At 40.0% G+C, this 25,363-nt stretch carries 11 protein-coding genes; 5 read left to right on the top strand and 6 right to left on the bottom strand.

Annotation, left to right across the window (positions count from 1 at the left end; all coding sequences use genetic code 11):
- Positions 1–179 precede the first annotated feature (179 nt).
- The 3 genes from ACO05K_RS04695 to ACO05K_RS04705 all read left to right on the top strand — a co-directional run bounded on the left by ACO05K_RS04695 (position 180) and on the right by ACO05K_RS04705 (position 5,416).
- Positions 180–938, top strand: coding sequence for a glucosamine-6-phosphate deaminase (locus ACO05K_RS04695; RefSeq protein WP_421943300.1), 759 nt, complete (start codon positions 180–182; stop codon positions 936–938).
- A 12-nt stretch (positions 939–950) separates the two neighbouring features.
- Positions 951–2,870 (top strand): glucosamine-6-phosphate deaminase, encoded by a 1,920-nt coding sequence (locus ACO05K_RS04700; RefSeq protein WP_421943301.1) that lies wholly within the window; start codon positions 951–953, stop codon positions 2,868–2,870.
- A gap of 1,592 nt (positions 2,871–4,462) precedes the next feature.
- Positions 4,463–5,416: a hypothetical protein gene (locus tag ACO05K_RS04705; RefSeq protein ID WP_421943302.1), complete on the top strand. Its 954-nt coding sequence runs from the start codon at positions 4,463–4,465 to the stop codon at positions 5,414–5,416.
- A 444-nt stretch (positions 5,417–5,860) separates the two neighbouring features.
- On the opposite strand, the gene ACO05K_RS04710 is transcribed toward ACO05K_RS04705, so the two are convergent.
- The 4 genes from ACO05K_RS04710 to ACO05K_RS04725 form a co-directional block, all read right to left on the bottom strand.
- Positions 5,861–7,468 (bottom strand): polysaccharide lyase, encoded by a 1,608-nt coding sequence (locus tag ACO05K_RS04710; protein WP_421943303.1) that lies wholly within the window; start codon positions 7,466–7,468, stop codon positions 5,861–5,863.
- 111 nt (positions 7,469–7,579) lie between these two features.
- Positions 7,580–8,251 carry a DUF3826 domain-containing protein gene (locus ACO05K_RS04715; protein ID WP_421943304.1) on the bottom strand — a complete coding sequence of 224 codons (672 nt, stop codon included), beginning with the start codon at positions 8,249–8,251 and terminating at the stop codon, positions 7,580–7,582.
- Positions 8,252–8,438: 187 nt separating this feature from the next.
- Entirely contained in the window at positions 8,439–10,274 is a 1,836-nt protein-coding gene (locus ACO05K_RS04720; protein WP_421943305.1) for a RagB/SusD family nutrient uptake outer membrane protein, read from the bottom strand.
- Between the two features lie 12 nt (positions 10,275–10,286).
- Positions 10,287–13,505 (bottom strand): SusC/RagA family TonB-linked outer membrane protein, encoded by a 3,219-nt coding sequence (locus ACO05K_RS04725; protein WP_421943306.1) that lies wholly within the window; start codon positions 13,503–13,505, stop codon positions 10,287–10,289.
- A 1,357-nt stretch (positions 13,506–14,862) separates the two neighbouring features.
- Between ACO05K_RS04725 and ACO05K_RS04730 the strand changes: the two genes are divergently transcribed.
- Entirely contained in the window at positions 14,863–19,230 is a 4,368-nt protein-coding gene (locus ACO05K_RS04730; RefSeq protein ID WP_421943307.1) for a two-component regulator propeller domain-containing protein, read from the top strand.
- A 279-nt stretch (positions 19,231–19,509) separates the two neighbouring features.
- Positions 19,510–20,370 (top strand): AraC family transcriptional regulator, encoded by an 861-nt coding sequence (locus ACO05K_RS04735; RefSeq protein WP_421943308.1) that lies wholly within the window; start codon positions 19,510–19,512, stop codon positions 20,368–20,370.
- A gap of 765 nt (positions 20,371–21,135) precedes the next feature.
- Here ACO05K_RS04735 and ACO05K_RS04740 read toward each other — a convergent pair.
- Both ACO05K_RS04740 and ACO05K_RS04745 read right to left on the bottom strand, forming a co-directional pair.
- On the bottom strand, positions 21,136–23,865 hold the full coding sequence (locus ACO05K_RS04740) for an MGH1-like glycoside hydrolase domain-containing protein (protein WP_421943309.1): 2,730 nt from the start codon (positions 23,863–23,865) through the stop codon (positions 21,136–21,138).
- Positions 23,866–23,894: 29 nt separating this feature from the next.
- Positions 23,895–25,346 carry a RagB/SusD family nutrient uptake outer membrane protein gene (locus ACO05K_RS04745; protein WP_421943310.1) on the bottom strand — a complete coding sequence of 484 codons (1,452 nt, stop codon included), beginning with the start codon at positions 25,344–25,346 and terminating at the stop codon, positions 23,895–23,897.
- Positions 25,347–25,363: the final 17 nt, after the last annotated feature.

The following is a 25,363-nucleotide window of genomic DNA, read 5'->3' on the forward strand; positions in this document are numbered from 1 at the left end:
CCGGCAAGGCAACTAATTATCGAATATATAATTTTTTTTGAGATTTTCGTTAACGTACACGAAAATATTATTACTTTAGTCGCAGGAATTTCTGCAAGAGGATTTTTATCGTACAGCAGCAGCTCCCGATGGTCGATGGACTAAAGTCCATGAACAGGTGAAATACGAAAACAGAACCAATGTCAACTAAAAAAGAAAACAACATCGAAGTTAAAATATATGGTTCCAGAAAAGATATGGGCTGTGCAGCTGCAGAGCGCTTTGCCAGGGAAATCGATAGACTTTTGCTGGAAAAGCAGGAAATCAATGTCGTCTTTGCTGCTGCTCCATCTCAAAATGAGTTTTTGGAGTATTTATCCGACCACAACCTGCCTTGGAGCCGCATTAATGCATTTCATATGGATGAGTATATTGGCCTTCCTGCCGATGCGCCCCAGGGATTCGGTAATTTTCTTAAGGACCGCCTTTTTGCCCGCTTCAATTTCAAATCCGTACATTATTTAAATGGTAATGCCGTAAATCTGGAAGACGAATGTCGCCGTTATTCAGACCTGATTTCACAATACCCCATAGATATTGTCTGTATGGGTATAGGGGAGAACGGGCATCTGGCCTTTAACGATCCACCGGTAGCGGACTTTGAAGATCCAATGATGGTCAAAGTTGTAGAGCTGGACCTTGCATGCAGAAACCAGCAGGTAAATGATGGCTGTTTTAGCCACCTGTATGAGGTACCGGTATCGGCGCTCACTTTGACTATTCCCACTTTGCTCGGGGCAGGATTTATCAGTTCAGTTGTTCCCGGCAATACCAAGGCACAGGCAGTAGCAAACACGCTGGAAAAAGAAATCAGTACTAGCTATCCCTCCACCATACTCAGGAATCATACAAATGTTGAACTGTTTCTGGATTTTGAGAGTAGTCAATTATTAAAGTAATAACAAAAAAAAATGGCCAGATTAAATCTACTTGAAGAGACCCGTTTCGAGAAACTACCCGTGAGTGTTTTCGATAATCCAAAAATTGCTTCTATTAATGTGGCGCATCGAATAGCCAGCCTTATTAAACTAAAGTATGCCTTGGGCGAGTTTGCAGTACTTGGCCTGGCAACGGGCGTTACCCCAATTGCAGTCTATGCCGAACTGGTTAGACTACATAAAGAAGAGGGGCTAAGTTTCAAAAACGTAATCACTTTCAATTTGGATGAATATTATCCAATGCAGCCGACGGCGGCGCAGAGTTATGTTGCTTTTATGAACGAGAATCTTTTCGAACATATTGACATTGATAAAAACAACGTTCACATCCCCGATGGAACGCTTTCCTTGGAGGACATTCCGGCTTTCTGTTTGGAATATGAGAAAAAAATCGGCGATCTCGGTGGGCTTGACATTCAGATTCTGGGCATCGGCCGTACCGGTCACATTGGTTTCAATGAACCGGGTTCGGCTCCAAATTCCGGAACACGGTTGGTTACCCTTGATGATTTGACGCGTCGTGACGCGGCCCGTGATTTCGGAGGGAAAACCTTTGTGCCGACCAAAGCCATCACCATGGGCATCGGCACGATTTTCAAAGCACGGGAGATTATTTTGATGGCCTGGAGCCGTAAAAAAGCCTCAATCATCAAAAAAGCTGTTGAAGGCGAAATCTCAGCCGACGTTCCTGCAACTTACCTGCAGCTTTCAGAGCATGTTGAGTTTATTTTGGACACCCCTGCAGCTGCAGAGCTTACCCGTTTTTACACGCCTTGGCTCGTTAAAGATTGTGTCTGGACCGATGAATTGGTACGTAAAGCGGTTATTTGGCTGGCCAACACCCTGAATAAACCAATCTTAAAGTTAACCGAGGACGATTACAATAACAACGGCATGGCGCAACTGGCCACCGAGAAAGGACCAGTTTACAACATAAATATTTATATCTTCAGTAAACTTCAACACACCATCACCGGCTGGCCAGGTGGAAAACCAAATGCTGATGATTCTCAGCGTCCGGAAAGAGCTGAACCTGCGAAAAAGCGAGTGGTCATTTTTTCTCCCCATCCTGATGATGATGTTATTTCGATGGGTGGTACTTTTATACGCTTAGTGGATCAGAAACATGATGTACATGTTGCCTATCAAACCTCAGGAAACACAGCTGTTTGGGATGATGATGCCCTTCGCTTTGTGGAGTTCAACGTTGATTTCACCGAAAAGATGGGAGTGGATAATTCAGATTTGATGGAGCTTTATAGTAATATGCGAACCTTCATTGAGCAGAAGAAACCAAATCAGGTAGATACGCCGGAGATTCAGACCATAAAGGCTTTGATCAGAAAAGGAGAAGCAACTGCTGGGGCTCGTTACTGCGGATTAGATGATGACCATATTCATTTTCAGGCCCTACCTTTTTACGAAAGTGGAAAAAATCAGAAAAATCCAGTAACCAATGAGGATATTGAACTTACCATTGAACTTTTGCAAAACATAAAACCCCAACAGGTTTTCGCCGCTGGCGATTTTGAAGATCCGCACGGAACACACATTGTTTGTTTTAACATCATTTTGGAGGCATTAACACGCCTGCGCAAAACTGAAGTCTGGGCAAAAGACTGCTGGCTGTGGATGTACCGCGGTGCATGGCATGAGTTTGAAACCCACGAGATTGAGATGGCAGTGCCCATTTCTCCTCAGGAGCTTGAGCGAAAAAGAAACGCAATTTTCAAACACCAGAGCCAAAAAGACAGGGCTGTTTTTCCAGGTGATGATGCCAGGGAGTTCTGGCAACGTGCTGAAGACCGAAACCGAGAAACAGCAAAAGCGTATAATGAACTTGGGCTCGCTGAATATGAAGCGATCGAAGCTTTCGTAAGATGGAAGTTTTAACCAAATGAGGCTTGCTTTGCAAAACCAACTAACCACCTGGGCGGTCCATCATCTGAAATATCTACATCCTCTCATCGGTATTTCGGCTAAGGAATCACATGTCTTATCATTTGATCAGTATTATTATTTACCTAATCAAAATCAAAAAACTAATGAATTTATGCATCATTTTGATGCTCTTTACCCTGGGTTCCTGCAGTAGAAGTGAAGAAACCTATCAGTCTGAGGAAGCGCTGTCCAAGACGTTGAAATCAAGCGTTCAGTCAGGGGCCAATACTCTTTCAGCTAGCAAGATTGTAGTAGGTTACGTTCCAAGCTGGAAAAATGTACAAAATGTAATTGATAACAATGATCTCCATATTTAGACACACCTCAATATTGCCTTTTTTAGTCCAAAGTCCTCGGGTCAGATGATGGTAAACGGAAATCTCACTTTTGGTGATGCTAGCAAATCATAGCAAATGTTGCACTGAAATAGCCAGTTCGTAATATCTATCCTATCACACCTCTTTTACGAAGTTACCCACACTTAAAGTTGCAATTTGCACCTCGACAGTAGCTAATCTGATTTTCAGTATCGAATGCCCTAAACAAAAACAAATTGCCAACCTCGGATTCTTCCTATTAACTGTAAGAATTTTTCGGCATTTTCCGCAACTGAAGCTATATGAATCGGACCAGGAGTTGCATATGCCAATTGAATGTCTACCTACAAGGAACACTTGTAGAGATAGCATTCCCAGTTGAAGCTTAATTTAAAGGTAAATTCATTAGACTGTTCAGGGTCTCTTAGGCTAACCGGACAATATTCTGAATTAAGCTCTTATCAAAAAAAAAGTTCTTGAAGCGCTATGTTTATACTTGCAATGAAATACTTTTAAATAAAAAAACCTATTTCGATATAACCTGGGTAGATAGATACAACTAAATTGACCAAACATATGTTCTGCGGGAACCTCGAGTTTATGAACCTATTTTAGTGTTTTATACATCCTGACTCAAATGTACGGATACGGACATTTTTTGTCTGATAATGAACAGCTAATTTCCTCTTTAATTTGTGAAATTGCCTCCTTGAACCCCTGTGGAGGATATAATTTATGGCATAGTGTTGGATTACTAGCACCAAGAATTGCATTTAGCAAATAAAAGATTTTTATTTTTTAGTTATAATTTTAATGGAATATTTTTCAGTACGTTTTTACAGAGGCGTTAGGTGGTGTAAAGTTTCGATGCTAACCGGTTTTCGCCTTATCAATCGGGACACATAACACCACAGCAGAGTACCACGTGAGGGAAGATGGGGTGAAAATTGACAGAATCATTCTGAATGACAATCGTCTTTATAGCAAATTGCAGAACAAACTCATAAATGACGCCTAAATCCTACAGCATCTGCTTTGCTTCGAAATGTTATTAAATCAATATTCGAAAACGAACATTCAATCTCAGTCAATATTAAATAACAAGACTCGCAGCGAAATAGCCTCAAGCGATTTTTTTCAGAGGGTTTTTCATGATTAGGTTACCTCGGCAAATTTTGAGCAAAAGGTTACTAAAAATAAAAAAATAAAAAATTAATTTAAATATATATGTCGCGTTTCAATTTACTTTTTTGGGTGATTAACTTATCACTTTGTCATGCTTTAACTCAGGTGAAAGCTCAGGTTTTTGAGAAGACAGCTGTGCTTCACGGTGACAGCATCGTCTTTCCTATCACACTCATTAATGCATTCCCCTTTATCTCGGCCACCGTGAACGGTATTCCTGGAAAATTCATGTTCGACACGGGAAACCGCGCAGCGATCGATATAAACGATAATTACATAAAACTAGCCAATAAAAAGAATAGAGGTGATGGTATTGTAGCCAGCGGTCAGGCTTTCAAAAAAAATATTAATGATACCCTTCAGGAAGTAAAATTCACAAACGGTATTACTTTTCGAAACTTAGAACATATCGTTAGTGCAAATTATGATTTTTTACAGAATCGTATTACCCCAGATTGCCTTGGCTACATTGGCCACGATTTTTTTAAAGGATATATTTTTAAACTGGATTATTTAGGTAGAAAGCTTACTTTCTATAAGATTACTGCGGAGCGGAATCTCTCCAATGATTTTCTAAATGGGGAAAAAGTTTTAACTACAATTAATTTCGAAATCAGAAAGCTGGTAAATCATCCACTTGCAACAATGAAAATAGGAGGAATTGATGTGTTGGCAGCATTTGACACCGGACAGTATGGCTCTTTGCAACTGGATACCCCCTCCGCTGACGTTTTAAAACGCAAGGGTTTGGTGCTCGGATCAGGAATGGATAGAGGAGGGAATCTGTTGTTAACGGTAAAGAATATTTATATCGATAAGAAATTAAAGGTCAGCTTGAAAGGCGTTGAATTTTCAGATTATGGGGACACAAAGATTATAAGAAAGGCTTTGGGTATCACCGAGCCGAATCTCATCGATATTGGCTACCGTTTCTTCTCTGAATACAAAACTGTCTGGGACTACGACAAAAGGAAAATTTACGTGATGGAATATTAATAACCTTCATCTCTAAATTCTTGTGAATGCTCTAGATATACTTTGATTATCAGAGCCATTGAATCTTGCGACGATGGAAAATGTTTTTATCTGGTTAAGATTTAATAACTTCCAAGGAAAAAATGAAACGGATGGCAAAGGTATTGAGACTGACGGGCGAGGGGAGGGTCAGGATTTCGTAATGGACTGGGAATATAGAGGGCAAAAATGTATCATCTAATTTTAAGGGCGGCGTTTAGTGCAGTAACCTGTCCTGCCAGTGTTACTAGGGGAAAATGTACCTGCGGTCAATACTGCTAACTGAAAAAATCATTTCTCTTTTAGTTTAACAGGGTCTGTTTGTTAATGGCAACATATGCTAACTATAAGTGAACCATAAATAGGCTGCCTCAACTTATCAGGATGATGCAGCCTATTTTTACCTGTAGATTAGCTATACGATAGTTATTTCAGCGCTAAAGGATCGATATTATTTTTTGGATCTTTCCAGTTGATTTTCTTAGTAATGTCTAAACCATAAATGAATTTTTCAATATTTGTATATCCATCGCCATTGAGATCATGGATAGCATCAGCTGGATCATTCGGATTTAATCCAGCCTTCTTCTCCCAATCATCTGGCATACCGTCATTATCACTGTCTTTATACGGCTTACCTTTATATTCTGGGTAACCTCCAACCTGTTTAATATCTGTTATAATTCCATCTTTGTATGTAGGTTTTCCGGTTCGCGCTTCTTCAATTACGCGTATGTCTACAGCGTCTCTTCTGGGCAAGACCGCACCAACATTTTTCAGCACATAATTGTATGCATTTTTAGCGCTCATTATAGCAAACTCCTTGTGCGTAAATGGCTTGTTGACTTTAATATAATCTCTGTATTTACCTGCATCAGGCATGTCAGCGACCTGCACACCGCCATCCCAGTTATCTTTAGTCACACGCTCGTTTCCTTCCATAATATTGCCGTTCACATAAGCCCTGCCTATTATCAGGGTGTCAAGACGTGCACGATCACCTTCGGGTTTTAGTATCCGGAATCCAGAAGGCTTATCTTTAATTGTTGTTGGCCCCGGTTTATAATAGTTGTTAATTATATTGAACATAGATCGGTGATCTCCACCATCGGCGGAACGCACTCTCCAATTGTAAATAACATTGTTGACCAGGGTAAAATCTCCATACATTCCTATAGAGGGATTACGGGCAATATTATTTGCCCAGAGATTTCGCATAAAAGTACTATTTAATCCACCTATGGTGCTCCCAAATGCGTGATTGTAATTGTTGAGCGCTTCAGAAAATATGCTATTTTGTATGCTGATGTTAACTGTTGGCATTTTTTCGGGCGCAATCCCTACCTTATTGGACTCATACATATGGCGGTACCACGACATATTTTCATCCAAGCCCCAACTGGCCGAAACATGATCAACCATGATATTTCCTATCGGGTTACCACCAATTGCATCATCACGGCGGTCGTGATTAGTCTCCCCACGACGGAAGCGCATATGACGTACCACCACATCGTGAGTGTTCATCCAAATAGATTCTCCTGCGATGCAAACTCCGTCACCAGGGGCGGTATTGCCGGCAATGGTAATGTAGGGAGCTCTGACAATTAGCGGACTTTTTAATTTAATGATACCTGCTACATTAAATACAATTATGCGTGCGCCACCTTTTTCGCAAGCCTCTCTCAGTGTGCCGGGTCCAGCATCCTCCAGGCTAGTCACAACAAAAACGCGTCCTCCACGGCCTCCAAAGGTATAAGCCCCACCGCCTTGTGCACCGGGGAAAGCCGGAATATCAGCCTGAGGAAGGTCGTTTGGTGATGATGCCCAGGTGATATATGGCTTACCGTTACGTCTATCGCGGTCAATGATGGGGAGTGCCTCTTTCCAGGCTTTGTCTGATGCTGCTTTTGTGTCCTTTAAAACGTGGTCATCGGATGGCGTTTGGGTTGATGTTAACAGCGGATACTGCGCAACTGCGTTTTGCGAAATGCAGGAAATCGCAATTAGAGAAATAAAAAGGGTTGTTTTCATATTATAAATGATTATTTGATGCAAGGGAAACAGTATTCATACATGTCAATTCCAAATGAATTGTGGACCAAGGTATGGCGATATAAAAGGCGAACTTTCTTCACATCAGCACTATTTTGGCGGCTCTACAATCGCAATATATTTTTTATATAATTCTGCCCAGTTACGGCCTCTGGAGATTAAATACTCCTCATTTTTAGTCCGATATATCTCGAATATTTCAATCGCTAATTTTGTAGTTTTATAATCGATAGCCTGCTCTCGCGCTTGCTTCAAATTACTGATGATAACACTTTCTTCTTCGGGCGTTAGGTCGCCCACGATGGTTTTGTATTTGTTAAGTGTGGATGTTAATCTGTCATTGGTGTACTTGTCCAATACAAATTCTACCTGTTGTTCGGTGAGTTCATTGCGCAGACCGCTCATGAGATTTTCGTGAACACTTTTAGGTATTGCTGATGATGCAAGCAACTGCCGATCCAATGGCCCTAGCACCCTTCCTGTTGCAGGATTTATACCGGCAGGAACGGTTTGGTAACCATGTGAATAGTGCCAATCGTGAACAGCTTTCAGGTGTGTGCTAATGATTGCCTTTACCCGTTTAGCTTTCTGAGCATCTTTGAGTTTTAGTGAGTTGGTCCACTCTTGGGCATTTTTGCCTATTGCAGCAACTTCACTCGATATTTGATGTGGTGTAGGTTTTTGGGTAGTACTGAGCTGGGCTTTTAAAGAAAATGAAAGCAAAACTGCAAAAAGCAGGCTGATGGAATTTTTGGTTTTCATAGTAATTATTGTTTGTGATAGATTATTGTTATAATGTGCTTTGTTTTCATAGCGCTCCTATTTAAATTTGCGTACGCCGCCAGGTCGTGAATTTTGAACCAAAAGTTATTTTTCATTATTTCTTCCCGATAAGTATAGTTTCAGCATACCGGCTATTCATTTTTTTTGTGAACTACAGTTTTATATTTTACTGCAACGGGTCGAAACTTCCGCCCCAGTTATTATTCTGAAGGATGGCTGGATTACTGTTTATCGAGGCAGTTGGTATTGCATAGAAGTATGACCCTGGCTGATAGGTTATGGTGAACCGGGTATCTAAATTGACTATCGAAACGGTAAAAAATGTATAGGCTTGGTCTTGTGCCAAACCGTCACGGCCTACATAAGGTGAGGCAGTAAGACTTGCCGGTGCGGTAGAAGTTGTAACTATTCTAATGCCCGTTCGTCGGCTACCGTTAAGCGAGAGCAGCATTTTTCTTCGGCGCAGATCGAAAAAGCGTTTTCCTTCGAAAGCAAACTCAATCTGGCGTTCCAGCATTAACATATTTATCATGCGCATGCGGTCGGCTTTGATTGCAATATCCAGTCCAAAGTTGCCATCCGCACCAGGCTCAATGCCCGCTCTTCTTCTTATCGATCTGATACCTTCAAAAGCTTCATCCATTCTTCCGGTTTCGGCAGCAGCTTCTGCCAGATTTAGAACCACTTCCGCAAAGCGAATCTCCATCCAATCTGTACCTGCGAACGGCACACTATTAAGGCCAAGATTAGGGTCGATTGCTTTGCGAAGGTAGAAGCCCGTTGTGGTCGTGCCAGATGGCTCAACAGACCTCAATGTGCCATTCGCTAAGGGCGCAAAATAAGTCCATAGTCTGTAGTTTGTGTTACTGTTGATTGCCCAGGTTGAACCATTGAAAGCAATTGTTTTATCAAAACGCGGATCGCGGTTTTTATAAAATGTATTCTGGTTATATAAATATGCAGATTTATTTGTAACTGGGTTCGCATCTGGCATCTTGCCATCTTTCATTGGATAGGCTTGTACCAGATTCCAGGTAGGCTGGTTAGAAGTAGCTGCGGTTCCCGTACTTAAGTAGGCAGGGCGGGTTGAGGATTCATAGCCATTAGGCTTACTGGTCTGGTCACCAGGAGAGTTATTAAAACAAGTAACCATAACCGCCTCGGGGTTACCATTACCTTCTGTAAACCACATGTTATCATAAGATGGATGTAAACCATAACCGCTGGCAATCAGAAGGTCATAAGCAGCCTTATTAGCGACATAAGCCGCTTCCCACCTGGTAAGTTCAGTCGCTGTTTGATCACCATTTAAATATTGTGGACTTGCGTATTCTAGCAAAACCCTACCTTTGTAGGCAAGCGCACCGCCCGCAGTTATCCGGCCATAATCTGCAGTCAACCATTTTTTAGGTAAATACTTTGCTGCCGTGTCCAGGTCTGCTGTTATTTGCTTGAAACAATCCGAGGTTTTGCTTCTCGGTACGCGGGCAGCTTCTTTGGCATCATCGCCAACGGCATCCAGCGGTAAAAGCACAAGTGGAACCCCACCATATAGACGTACCAGGTTGTGATAACGGAATGCCCGGAAAAAGAGCGCCTGTGCTTCGAAGCGTTTTTTAAGACCAGGTGCCAGCGGGCTGTTTCTCAGGTCTTGGATGAACTGGTTAATGATACGTATCTTAAAGTAGTTACCTGCTGTATTGCTACTGCCCATATCAGATACACTATTAATGGTCAACGTACCCTGTACAAAGGCATTCTCCGCCCAACCTTCATCGGACTTGTCATTGCTGGCACCTAAACTTCCCGTTACGTTTCCAAACCAGGTAGGAAGGTTTTGGTCATAAATGAAGTCTAGTTGTTGCTTTACCAAGATTGAGTCACTGAAAACAAATTCCGGAGATACCTTATTCAGATCCTGTTTGTCTAAGGCTTTCTTGCAGCTTGGAAGTAAAAAAAATACTCCTAAAGCTATAATTATTATAGTATATATAGTTTTCATTGTTGCTAATATTTAAAATCCGACATTTAATCCAAATGAGTAATTTTTCAATACAGGATAGACCGTATAAGGCGCTCCGTTATCTCTGTAACTAAACGGATTATAAAAATTAATCAGGTTTTGTCCATTGAAATATGCTCTTATACTGGCAACTCCCAGTTTTTTTGCAATCGAGTTCGGTACGGCATATGAAAAATTTAAGTTAGTTAGTCTCATTATTGTTGAACTTCTTTCCCAAAACTGAGATGTTACATTATATGACTCCCTGAAATAAGGGGATGGGTAAGCTGCATTGGGATTGGCAGGGGTCCAATGGTCGTTCCAGAACTCCGGGCGGTTGGTTATATTTGTTGAGCTACTAATGGCATAACCAAATGCATCGCCTTCAACAAAAGTGCTGCCACCCCATTGTAAACTTGTAATCGCGCTTAGGCTGAACCATTTATATGAAATACCTAAGTTTAAGCCCAAATTATAATTATTACCTGAACGCTTAACGTAATCCTGGTCTTCAGTATTAATCTTTCCATCAGGGGCAGTATATTGGCCATTTGCATCGATAGGACCTCTTTTATCCTTATAATACAACATGCCCGGCTGAGGTACCAAGCCTAAAATACGCACATCAGCAGGGTTAATGCCAGCTGCTGCAGCCATTTCATTTTTCACGCGATCTGCATCCGCTGGCGTACGGATCATTCCGGCATAGTCATACCAAAGTGCACCCAGATCTGTTGATCTTCCATTCCTGTCAAGGTATGTGCCGTTTAGCCCGGCTTGCTGATCGATCTTAACGTTCTTCGCATCAAACCATGAAAAAAATGGTGTGAAGTTGTAAGAGAAGTCTTTTCCTATTTTATCTTTCCAGCCAACTGAAATTTCAAATCCGTAATTGTCGATGTCCAGATAGTTTTCTACCGGAAGCCTTGCACCCACCACAAACGGGACAGCTGCAGACAATTGGGTTAAAAGGTTGGTGCGACGCTCAAAGTATCCGTCCAAGGTAAATGATAACCGGTTACGTAAAAACTGTGCATCGATACCAAGGTTTGTTTTTAGGTTGTCATCCCACTTAGCATCCGCATTGGCTAGTAAGATGCTAGGCTCAACAGTTGATCCACGAGGACCAGTCGGCTGACCAAATACCGCAGCATGACCAATCGCAAACTGGTAGTTGCGAAGGTACTGGAAGGCGTTACTATTGTCATTACCCAAAAGTCCCACAGATGCCCTTACTTTCAAATAATCTATAAATTTCAAGCCTTTTTTAAAGAAAGATTCCTCTGATATTACCCAGCCCACCGAGCCCGAAGGAAAATAGCCCCATTCTTTACCAGGAGCAAAATTTGTGTTTGCATCTGCACGCCAGGCTACTTCTAACAGATATTTATCTGCATAGTTATAGTTAGCTCGGAAGGCATAAGCCAATCGGCCATACTCTCGTAATAAACCCACTTGATGAGCTTCTTTCTCTCCGTAAGCAAAGTTAAAGTTATCCAGCCCGTTAGGGTATATGCCGTCTTGTTGGGCTACAACGCCTTCGGAGTACCGCTCAGCCTGTTCATACAAAGCCATAAATGATAGGTCATGCTTGCCAAACTTACGGGCATAATTAACAATGCCGTTGAGTTGATAATTGTTAGCGAAGGTGGGGTTGATACGGATTCTGTCACTATTGGTTATTCTTGGAGTGTTAATAACTGTGCCTCCGGGAATATGTCTGTTTGTGCCCATGCCGCTATATTGGTAAAAATCTGTATAGGTGCCAAACTCTTTTCCGAAGGCAATATTGTAATTCTTATTATAGGTTCCCGTTAAGCTTAATCCCTTAATAAAGGGAACATCATATTTTATATTGGCATTAATATTTAGAAGGTATGTCCTGCTCAGCGCATAATTATCAGAAGCTTGAATGGCGAAGAAATTAATATTCTCCTTCACCGCACCTGAACCCTGACTTAATAATACAGGATTCCCGTCGATGTAATATTTTTGCCAAGGAGCAACCCTCAATAGGGAGAGAAAATCATCATTATCACTTGTAGAAGCCTGCTTAAATAAATACTTAGTGTTCTCATTAATCGCGCCGCTTAATGATAGACCTACACTCAGACCGTTTGCCACCCTAGCATCAGCACTCGCCCGGTAAGTCCATCTGTCGGATTTAACCCCCTCGAAATTAGATCCCTGATTCACATAGGTTACCCCCGCAAAGTAGGTAGCCTTATCGGTCCCTCCACTAATGTCCACCGCATGGCGCTGCAAAACTGCAGTTTTAAATGCCTGGGATAACCAGTTTGTATTGTTGGCAGGATCAGCAAAATAAGCAAGTTCATCAGGCGTATAGTAACCAGGGACTCTTGTGCCGCTTGGTGAAACACCTAAATCATTTAAAGTATAATTATTAGCAGCCTGGTAATAGTCGTTTACAAAAGTGGCCAGTTCTATACCACTCATCATAGTAGGTAGTTGTGTAGCATCGCTTAAACCCAATGAGCCGGAGTAATTTACTTTTGGCGCACCGGTCTTGCCTCTTTTGGTTTTAACAATGACTACTCCATTTGCACCTTGTATGCCATATATTGCTGCAGAAGCATCTTTAAGTATGGTAAGACTTTCAACTTCACTCTGATCAAGTAAATTAAAATCCTGTAAGGTACGAAAGGCATCATCAATGATATATAGGGGGTCAGTGGTATTTCTTACCGTTCCAAATTGAGGGTTACGAATAGTGATGGAGGCGTTTGCACCAGGCCTTGCGTCACCACCTGATACACTAACATTAGGCAATGTACCACGTATCGCAGATGCCAGATTAGTGGTGGGGATATCCTCAACGGCCTTTAGATTAACTTGGGATACCGCCCCGGTAAGATGTATCTTTTTCTGGGTTCCATAACCCACTACAACCACCTCATTTAAATTGGTTTCACTAGATTGCACCAGTTTTGCCTCCCAGCTATTTTCATTCGCCCGAAAGGCGCGCTCCTGGTAGAGGTAACCGACATACTTTAGGGTTAGTACCACATTTTGAATGCTACCGGCATTGACAGAAAACTGGCCGTTCGCATCAGTCTGTGTACTAATGTTGCTGCCTTTTATTTGTACGCTCACCCCGGCAAGTGGTTCATTATCTTCAGCACTTTTTACTGTTCCGGTGATGCTTCGGGATTGGCCAAATACAAACCCCGTAAAAACGGACAGTAATAAGCATAGTAAAAGTTTTTTCATTTCATATTTGAATTATAATTGTTATAAATTGATTCCTAAGGAATAGAATTAGAAATTTGATTAGTACTTAAAATTAGAAGTTCGCTATTGTATTAAGCTTTCTAATGTTCAACGAGAAGATAGATGCTGCCATGATACGTGAAATTGGGGACAGCTGTATAGCATCCTTGATATTTGCAGAAGCATGGATTGAGAAACACTGCGTGCTTGGATATGTGGTTTTGAGGAAAGCCTGAACAATAGCAACGCAGGAATAATTTTTCCAAACTTGCCAAAACTAAAAGGCGGACAGGGAGGGCCATCAGATGATGCCCATTGAAGGAATTGTAAAAATTTCATATTTGGTTATTTAAGTTTTTGCGCGTATTACCACCAGCCTTTCATAGATTAACATTTTATTTCAAGTGTCTCATATAATATAAGACGGGCAACAATGATTATAAAAGATGTCAATCTCGTCATATCTTCTTCTTAAAGTAAATTGTAAATTCCTCCTTTTCAAATCGCCTTTATCGGACAATATTTGGTGCCACAAAACACTGACGAGGTATGTCCAAATGTTGCCTGTTTTTTTGTTAGTAAAAAGAGTATTTATATAAGAAAAATAATATTGCTGTTAATTTCATAAAATTGAAGAAAGAAGTGTCGCTTTGTGTATGCATTCTTACCATGTTTTTGTACAAATTGACCAATTTGGCAAATCATTGAAAGATGTGCACCAGTGATCGTAAATTAGACTAAGCTCGGTTATTAGGTATGTATCTTTTGTGCTTTTCATTTGAGCACTATCATTTGATGATTTTAAACCAATCAATTCTCTCACGCTGTAGTTTTGGTATTTCCCCACAGCAGAATTTGATAAAAAGTAGTGTCATTTAACTTAAGACTAAACACCACCGGGTGAGTAGTTCACACAGCGAGTTATTTTGAATGAGGTCCATACAATAAAGCCACCAATAACAATTCCTTAGGAGCGATTAATTTTAAGGCTCTACTGATTAGTGATGCTTATTTCAAAATTAGCCTCAAAGGCCAGCTATATTGGAAACACGCTCAGGCCCAAAATAGCGCATGCACTAACTTCAGGTGTTTTTTGGAATCATGGATAGTTATGTTTTTTCCTGTTTCCCCAAAAGAAAATGCTGGAGTGTAGTCAGTGATATTTATTAAGCAATCGGCGCTTATGGTTATTATTGTTCTAAAATTTAAAGTGATTAGGAGAACAAACTAGCTTTTAGTGAAAAAAACACCCAATCTGTTTTGCAATGTTGTTCAATTGACTAACTTAGAAACACTAATCAAATAATCAAAAACATGGGGCAAAAATCCTCCCATAATATTCAGATTTAATTTCGATATGAACAGCATACTGAAGTGCGTCATGTGTGTTTACCTAATGTGTTTTCCTGCCGGAACAGTACTTGCCCAGCTAAAACCCAGAATTACCCACTATACCACCAAAGATGGGCTGCCCCATAACTCTGTTTTAAGTCTTAAAAAAGATAAGCAGGGCTTCATGTGGTTTGGAACATGGGATGGGATTTGCCGTTATGACGGACATGATTTTGTGACCTACAGAGCGAAAGTAGATGACCAATCATCCTCTAAAATAAACCGAATTGATAAAATTGTAGGAGATAAGCAGGATTATTTATGGCTTAAAGCAAAGGATAGGACTGTTTACCGCTTTGATAAACAGACTGCGCACTTCCTGCCTGTCGCCAAAAACATGAGCAATGGAGAACGGGTAGAATATTTAAATATTGTTCCTTCAAGAGTGAGTGGGGTTTGGCTCTTCACCAAAGATCATGGTGTAACTTATATTGCAGAAAACACCAGTTCAAAGTTAGTCTATCACAACTATAGGGCTGAGTCAAAAAAAGATGCAAGCATTCAATCTAACATAGTGAATTTCTTTCAGGAGGATGCTAATTCAAAGGTTTGGATTGGGACAAATAAAGGGCTCACCGTTCTTGCCAAAACCGGAAACTCTAATAAACCTTATTTAGCATCCCATTTGTTTTCCGGTCGCGGTATTAAAAGCACTACCCAGGATTCAGCCTTTATTTGGTTCGGAACCGAAGATGGTAGGCTCATCAAATATCAAAAAAGAACTGGGAAGTTTCTATATAAGACACTTTCGGAATATTCGATTAATGGTTTACTCGCCTCGAGCAACAGAAAAGAACTTTATGCAACCACATCAGAAGGTTTAATTCTTATACTGGATAAATCAATGAATGTGATTAGTAAGCATACAATATCTTCGAATCGACCTTTGTTATCAATTTATGAAGATAAATGGGGCAATTTGTGGCTTGAGCCGGACAAAGAGGGGGTTGTCAGATTTCATAAACTTGATAAAACTTTTCGAGTATTCAGTCGGAAAAGAAATGAATCTGTTAACAATTCCAAAGATTATTTTAAGGTTTTTGAAGATCAAAATGGATTCGTCTGGGCATGTATGAAAGGCGGTGGTTTGGCATACTATGATAACACGTCAAATGAAATGATGCCATTCACCTTTGATTCGAAGGAAGATGACAGCGATTTTATGAATACCATCAATGGAGTTTTTTATGATAGCAATGGAGTCCTATGGTTAGGTGAGGAAGCCAAGGGTTTACATAAAATTACTTTTCAAAGAAATGATTTCCCATTAAAAAAAATTGTTTTAGATGGTCATTCAAAGGCAGAAAATGAAACCCGAGCAATATTAAGCGATAAGCTTGGAAGACTTTGGGTGGCAACAAAATCCCGGAAGTTGTATTGTTATCAGGATAATAAAAAGTTGGTTCTACCTTTCGATAATTATCCTAAAAATGACTTAGGCAGAATCTATTGCATCTTGGAAGATTCAAAAGGAAATTTATGGTTTGGAACGCGAGAGGACGGCCTATTTAAAGCCGAACCGAAAGATGATAGGGGAACTGCTTATACATTAACGCATTATGTGCATGATGAGCGTAATCCTTTTAGTCTTAGTAGCAACGTTATTTATGATATTTTGGAGGACAATCGTGGAAGGATTTGGGTTGCAACCGGCTCAAATGGAATTAATATGATTGCTACACAAAATCAAAATACCGTCTTCCTAAACCGGTTTAACAGTTTTAAAAATTATCCTAAAAAATTATTTTTCTTTATAAGAAATCTTGAGCAAGATAAAGATGGAAATATCTGGGCGGCGACATCAGATGGTTTACTTATTCTGAATGCCCCGGGAGATAATCCTAACCTTTATAAAGTAAGCACCTATCGATACGGCGAAAGTAATCCTGCGAGTTTAGGAAATAATGATCTTCAGGATATTTATAGAGACTCGGCGGGCAGAATGTGGTTAGCTACACTTGGTGGGGGTTTGAATCTTGCATACCAGTCAAAATCAGTGCACAACCTTAAATTTAAAAGATTTACAGTTAGTGATGGTATTGCAAGCAACTATATTTTGAGTATAAACGGTGATACAAAGACTGGATTGTGGTTAACCACTCAGAATGGTATTACCAATATCAATCCGGACAAATACAGTTTAAGAAACTTTGATGGGGAAGATGGTTTAAGCGTTCAACAGTTCTCTGAGGGATCAACGGCCAAACTTCCCAGTGGAGAAATTATTTTTGGCGCTGTCGATGGTATTGTTCAATTTAATCCTGGGATGGTTCGTACTCTTCCAACAAAAGGAAAATTGGTATTCACCAAACTGCAGATCAATAATAAAGATGTTTCGTATTTTAATAAGCGGGAAATGTCTAATCAACACATAATTTATGCAACTCCCATTACACTTAAATATGATCAGAACATCTTCAGTATCAGTTTTACCACGCTTGATTTTAAAACTGAAAAGAAACTGCAATATTATTACCGTTTAAAAGGGTTCGAGGCTGATTGGAAAGATAATCATTACCTCAGGCAGGTAAGTTACACCAATTTAGCGCCGGGTAAGTATGTTTTTGAAGTGAAATCGCCAAATCCAGATCTCTATTCGAATTTGCCTTACAGGTATGTAGAGATTGAAATTTTACCACCTTTTTGGAAAACATGGTGGGCTTACTTATTTTACCTAATCGTAGCTGGAATGTTGTTCCACATAATTCGAAGTACAGCCCTCACAATGCTTAGGCTACGCAATAAGATAGTAATAGAGCAACAAGTAGCGGATTTAAGGCAGGAATTTTTTACAAATATCTCACATGAACTACGCACCCCACTAACATTGATACTGAATCCCGTAGAAGAAATTTTAAAGAAAGAGACATTATCTAATCAGGGGCGTGAATTTTTATTGCTCGCACGAAAAAATTCAGAGCGAATGCTGAAATTCGTCAACCAATTTCTGGATTTGAGAAAAGTAGAAAACAACAGGCTGGAACTTAGCATATCTAAAGTTGAAATTGTTTCTTTTGTAAAACAGGCAACTGGCTTTTTCTCTGGTGAGGCAATGAGAAAGAATATTTCAATTAATATCTCTTCAACCGTAGATACTCTTTATGCCTGGATTGATATCGATAAGATAGATATGGTTTTGAATAACCTTTTGTCAAATGCTTTTAAGTTTAGTCCTGATAACAGTAATTTATACATCACAATCGATTTTCAACCTGAAAATAATTATTTCACCATTACAGTTGCTGACCAGGGAGAAGGCGTTGCTGAAACAGAGCTTGACCGAATTTTCCAGTTATACTATCAAACTAATCTGCAAAGTCAGCTTCCTTCCGGTACAGGAATTGGATTGGCATTTTCGAAGGCACTTATAGAATTACATGGAGGTAAAATATGGGCAACCAATAACCTGGATAAGGGCTTAACAATCACTATTCAACTGCTATGTGGTAATGCTCACATTATAAGTGAGGTTGCAGATCAAAAAGTAAAAAAGGCGGTCATACAAAATTTCCAGTATCCAGATTGTGATAATCATAAAACCGTTCAAATTCTGGATGAAAATAAGCCGCTGATATTATTAGTTGAAGATAACGATGATCTTCGGAATTTTATGAAGATTCAGCTGAGCGAACACTACCAGGTCCGGGTCGCCCAAAATGGTGAAGAAGGGTTAAAGAGTGCTATTGAAATTCAACCCGAATTGATTCTGAGCGATGTGATGATGCCGGTGATGAATGGTTTGGATATGTTGATTAGTTTGAAATCTAATGCTATCACCAGTCACGTTCCCGTCATTTTGCTTTCTGCAAAACAATCCATAGAAAGCCAAATTGCGGGCTTGGAATTTGGGGCTGACCTGTATATCGCAAAGCCATTTAATAATGATTTATTGATGGCCTCAATCAGGGGCTTGATAAGAAGGCGGGCGAAAGCTTTCGAAAATATCGTATCGGGAAAGAAAAATTTACTTCATTATCCAACAGAAGTGGTGATCACAACCCATGATGAATTGTTTTTGAAAAAGGTCGTCGCAATAGTGAGTGAAAAGATGGCAGACGAGAATTTCAATATCGATTTAGTTGCAGAAACAATTGGAATAAGCAGGTCGGCTTTTTTTAAAAAATTTAAAGCCCTAACCGATGTCGCGCCAGTTGAATTTGTAAAAGACATGCGAATAAAAAGAGCGAAGGAATATCTGGATGCCGGGGAAAACAACATTTCCGGCATCGCTTATGCTGTTGGCTTTAATGATGGAAAATATTTTAGCAGATGCTTCAAGGATAAATTCGGCATGTCCCCTTCGGCATACCTTAAGAAAAAGTTAGAATCCTAATTGCCATTTTATTTCTAATCGCCAGCCAGAGAATTGATTTCTAGTTCAAAATGCCTTTAGGGTGGCTTTTTAAGTTGAAAATATCAATAATAACACCTATTCGAACAATTTTTTACCCTCCCAGTTTTCTAACATAGATAACTTTGTATGTTAATTGTCTATTATACGATCTCATTTTTGTGATTGTTAAGGATTAAATGCAGTTTACAAAATTTCTAACCTGAATTTTAAGTGTTCAATATCAACCTATTGTACACCGCTAAAAAATCAACTTGAATTATGAGGGCACAATTTCAAAAGATTCATTTACCATTAAGGAATACATATAGTGTGAAAAACGATAATGCACTCAACTTATCGAAGTGGCACTATCACGACGAGCTCGAACTCCATTATATTATTAAGGGAAGTGGTAAACGATTTATTGGTCATGACATTGGATCATTTTCAGCAGGAGAGATCATTCTTATTGGTGAGCAGGTGCCGCACAAATGGCAATTTGATGAGCATGATTTTGAAAGTAATTCCAATACTAACGAATCAATTGTGCTGCATTTTGGAGCGAATTGTTTGGGTTCATTTTTTTTGGCCTTACCTGAAGCTCATTTATTAAGCCGGCTGATGGATAGGGCGAAAAGCGGAATGATGTTTTATGGCGCTACCAATAACAAATTAGCGATGTTAATGAAGTCTTCAGTAAACTCCACCAGAATGGATCGAATTGTGATATTGCTCTCTATCCTTTCTGTTTTATCCGAAACCGAGGATTATCACGAAATTTCTACAAAGTCCAGTTTCACACCTGATGTTGATTTACACGATTCCAGACATTCCAGAATCACTGATTTCATTATCAAGAATTACCAAAAAGATATTGGACTCGAACATGCTGCAGCAATAAGCAATATGAGTATCACCTCATTTTGTAGATATTTCAAAATATTAACAAATAAAACCTTTAACGAATTTTTGCAGGAGGTGAGAATAGGTCACGCTTGTAGAATGATTATAGAAAATAAATATCCAATAGGGGTAATATGTTTTGAGTGTGGTTTCAAAAATGTTTCGAACTTTTATCGACACTTTAAAAGTATTACTGGAATGACACCTAAGGAATATAACAACATTTTCATTAACTAGATTCCCCCAAAAGGGCTTAAACGGGAATCTACCCTAATATTGAGAACTAAACCAGTATCTGATCATTGATAATGGGTTTATTATTTGGTTTGTAGCGGGATAAATCGGATGGTTTATTCCGTTCTATTTTAATTTTTAACATGCCTTGAAAATTTAACGTATCCCCATGAAAACTAAGCGACTATTTGTAGTTCTTGAAAAATTTGGTTAGTTAATGTGTATTATATATTTATATGGGCTGCTTTTTACTTTTAAAAGTAAAAAAGATGTTAGTATAAATGAGCTTTTTTCCTCATGAGGACTTGGTTATTCAAATCTCTAAAGCGCATTCCATTCGTTCCGACATTCAATAAGTTGTCTTGCAGCGGAAGATAAATATTTATATGGAGACAAAAGCTTGAGATCCGATATAAATCGCTTTGAAGGCTTTAAGCCAGCACTTGAAACAAACTCTAAATGCAGAAATAAACATCAAGGGTCATTCTGAGGTGGATACCTTTTTGATAATAGTTTATAGTATGAAACCTCAGATTAAAGCCTGAATTAACTGGAATATTAATAACCTGATAATTTAACTTAATCATGATAGCCATAGAATTTTTTAACAAATTGTCAATTCTTCATATGATAAATGCCAAGTAAAATACTCACCTGATAGCAGAAGAATTCTGAATTTATTTTCCTAGCGTTTTTTTTTGGCATTTACTAAAGTTGTAGCTTTAAAGCAATAATTTCGTTTTCTAGCACAGCATAATTAAATGGAATTTACATGCGTTGGATTACCAAACTCCCTGCCTGATTAGTTGCGGGAAGGTTAAGCTGCAAAAGACCAGGGTAAGGCTGGATTAATTTTATAGGCTTGCCGTTAAAAAGTGCCCGATATGAATAAGATGGGTTTAAGCATACCAGGAGGCTCCTTACGTGCGCTGGCGTAGATTCATCAAAACTAAGTTGCGCCTGGTAGGTTGAAAACGATTTGTTAAAAATACTTTTTTCAAGTAGGATTTCAAAGCCGGTGGTTACAGTTCCTAATTTATAATTTGCGTTGTACCAGCTCATCACTGGTGTGGATAGCCCCGAAAACTGGTGCCAGCCTGCGCCACGGCCGCTTTGAGATAAATAGTGTTCGAAAGTATAGTAGGAGTTTTCCGTTTCGTTTCTGAATACCTCCAGTCCTGTCTTAGAAATTTGCATGGCCAGCTCGGGTTTTCCTAAATCAAGCATCGTTTTCCAGATAAACCACTGATGGGGCATCCAGACCGCTCCATTCCAATAGCCATCTTTAAGATAATATGGAGCTGACCTGTCGACTACACCCATTCCATAGGGTGTCCACATATGATTTGAAGAAAAAAGTTTTTCAAGCAGAACCGATTGTTGCTTAGGACTGCATATTCCTGCAAGAATAGGGTAGGCGCCATCCATGCCCATATTAAAATCGGTGCCGTCCTTGTATTTAAATGGGCCTATTGGCATTCCCGATGAATCATGTCGGGTATAGCTAAAATAGCCGCTGGCTTCATTCCAGCTGTATTTTTGAAGGCTCTGCGAAAATGCTTTAATGTCCTCATCATAGAGGGGAATATCAGCATCATGACCATTCTTTTTTGCTATCATCCGCAGTATTTTCGCAAAGCGAATGCATTGAGAGGTTGTAATAACGGGCGATACTGAGTGCTCAAGTTTTTGTGCATGGACACCCACCTGCGCCGGGTAATCGTCCCATCCTCCAGAGTTATAAAAATAGTCCCAAGTACTCAATAGTCCCGATTTTAATTTACGGGTGGATGAGCTGCCAAGTTTGCCAGAAAGGAAAGAATAATATTGCTTTAGCCTCGGATAAAAATAATCCCTGAGCTCTTTAGACTGGGTTTTGTTCAACAAATCTAAAAAGGCGTACACCTGCACGGGTACGGGAGAGCCATGATGAATGAAAGCAGACTGGCTTCCAACCTCAGTGGTGTAGGCATTGATGCATTGTATTGCGCTATTGATATCTGACTCATTCAATCCCAGGGCTATGAAGCCAGAATCCCACGTGTAAAGGCTGTTCCACCACTTTCCTGGTGTGTAATGGCGAATATAGTTTCTTTGTGTATAGATGGGATAAACAATGTTTTCCTGTAGTGCCGCCTGAATCATTTTCTGGCTAAAGGCGTACTTCTTTCCCGATGGGAGATAGGAAGGGACCGAGGTTAATACACCTGGCTTAAATTTTATTAAGCTAAGGCTGTCAAGGCTGGAATTTACTTTTGATAGGTTAGTACCTGAAGTAATCAGGCAGCGTAGTGTTTTCTCACTGCCAGGTGCTAACACAATCGGTCTAATGAAAACATTCTCATAATGCCCTTGATAATTTCCCCGTAGTATGCTGTCCACATGATTATGCACAACCTTCCGAAAATATACATCCAGCTCATCGTTGCGAATTTCACGGATTTTAAATAAAGCATCCTCCCAGGCTATGCCATAATATCCTGCAGCATCTCTGTATCTTAATACAAGTTGACGCTTTTCAGGTTTTGCCTTAATTTCGGGAGTGAATGCCTTTTGGTTATCCACCAGTGAAAAATCAGCTCCCTTTAGCTCGCTAAATAACAGGCCGTTAATTTCTATTCCATCACCTTTAAGGGACTTAAGCACAAGTTCAGCGCCTGATTTAGCATCAAAAGGCACCTCAACCGAATTAATTTTACCTGTTCCCTTTAGCAGGAGTTCCTGATTTATCATTCCCTGAGCATCTATGCTGCTGCTCGTACCGGCCGGCCCAATGAAAAACAATCTCACAAATCCTTTTTTTATTTGAGCTGGGATCTGATAACTTACCTGATTTCCTTTAGTCTGAACAAATCTCTTTCCTAGTGCTGAGCCATCGAGGAAATCCTCGCCTCTCACCTCACCGTTCATCAATCCGTCTGTAACTAAATTGTCCTTAGGTTGCGCATTTGCAAAGGATATGTTTTTATAATCAACTGCATTTATCCAAATACAATCCTGAGATTTTTCAAGTTTTTGTTTGGGCCAGAGATCAGGATAATTCATGTTGCCCATTAAGTTAAGGGCAATGCTTTGTGGAAGCAGGGTTTTATTTACACATTTTATGGTAGCCAGGACCTTATCTTTACCTATCAGCTGATAGTTGACATCTACATATACCCGGTCTTTCCATTCCAGTTCATAACGGTAGCTATAGGATCCCTGCCTTGAATCCGCATGCCAGGGAAAGTATCCGGATTCGAAGTTCACATTCGGGATCAGGACCTTGTTGCGGTAATAGCCAGGCGCAACAAAGAAATCAAACCGCATTCCTGATGCCATATCCGGAATGTGGGAGATGCCCGCATATTTTTTTGAATAGGGCCCCCAGTCTCCAAGACCTATATCATGGGAACGGCTAAGAGACTCCAGCATCGGGTAACTTACAGCCTGTTGTCCCCTGGTTGGATGATTTTGTAAAAAGATTCCTGCAAGTAAAACTAAAACTTTTGCTTTCATATATAAACCTTAATCCTTAAACCCGGGCTTTAGTAACCGGGGTTTTGTTTTATTTTTGAACTGTTAATGTCAATTTGGCTTTGCGGTACCGGAAAAATCAGGTTATTCACCGTCAAAGGATTAACAATGCCAAAGAGTGCTCTTTTGGAATTCATGACCGGTATTGCCCTGTCTGTTCTAACCAAATCATACCAACGCAAGCCTTCGAATGCGAATTCAACCCTTCTTTCCTCTTCCATCGCTAGTCTGAAGGACGCCTGATCAGGCAGCTGCACAGCTGTCTTTGCAGGAAGTTTAGCCCTCATGCGAATGAGGTTTAGATAACGAAATGCATCGCCACTAGGCTGATAGCCCTGTTCATTCAAGCACTCTGCATACATTAGCAATACGTCGGCATAGCGAATCAAAGGTATATTATTGCCGTTATCATTTTTAGCAACTGGTACATCAAAATATTTTTTTACAAAATTACCCTGAATTGTTGCCCCGGCGGCATTTACATAACTCGTCGCCAAGGTAACACCTTTTCGATCATCATTTGCCTCATAGGCCTGTACCAAGTCGTTAGTTGGCTGATTATTTCCATCTCCACCAAAAGCGATAACCACATTTCCCGAATTCTGAGGCGCAAAAGCATTTGGCCATGGGTTTCCTTCTCCAGCGCCTCCAGACTTAAATTGTATCTCAAAAACGCTTTCCCTGTTATTTTTATTTGCAACGCGGAAATAATCTGCATAATTATCCATCAGAGAATAGATACCAAAATCAATGACCTCTTTCAATTTAATTGAAGCTTGAGGGTATTTTTTTTGAGTGAGCAGTACTCTTCCTAAAAGCGATTTTGCCGCACCTTTACTCGCCCGCCCAATATTTGCTCCGGTATAGCTTACCGGAAGGACAGCCTCTGCTTCGGTCAGGTCTTTTTCAATCTGCGCATAAACCTCCACTACAGCATTTCTTCCGAAATTGTATCCTTCATCAGGGTCCGGAATTTCATTGAGTACTAAAGGTACATCACCAAAAGTGCGTACTAAATTGAAATACACCACCGCGCGGATAAATTTAGATTCTGCAATAAAGCGTGCTTTTAAAGCCTGATCCATCGAGACCGGATCAATTCTGCCTAAAATAGTATTCACACGGTTTATTGCATTATAACCATCATTCCAGGCCGAGAGGATAAATGGATTTGTCGTGCGGATATAAAAACGGTCAAATTCATCCTGGTCTGTTACCGAACCCGATGCTACAGGTAGCGAATTATCTGAAGTAATTTCTCTGAAGACATAGCTATTTGTTGTAATGCCACCACCTTGTAGTGAGGAATAGGCACCACTCAAGGCCAAAGTGAAGTCGCCCACTGTTTTATAGGCATTTGTGGTTGCGATTGTGGAGATAGGGTCTTGTTGCAGGAATGATTTGCGGCAGCCTGCAAGAAAAACGCAACTCAATACTATAAGGATTGATATTTTAAGTTTCATAATTTTAATTTTTGATA

It is taken from the genome of Pedobacter sp., assembly GCF_965227205.1.
Lineage (GTDB): Bacteria > Bacteroidota > Bacteroidia > Sphingobacteriales > Sphingobacteriaceae > Pedobacter.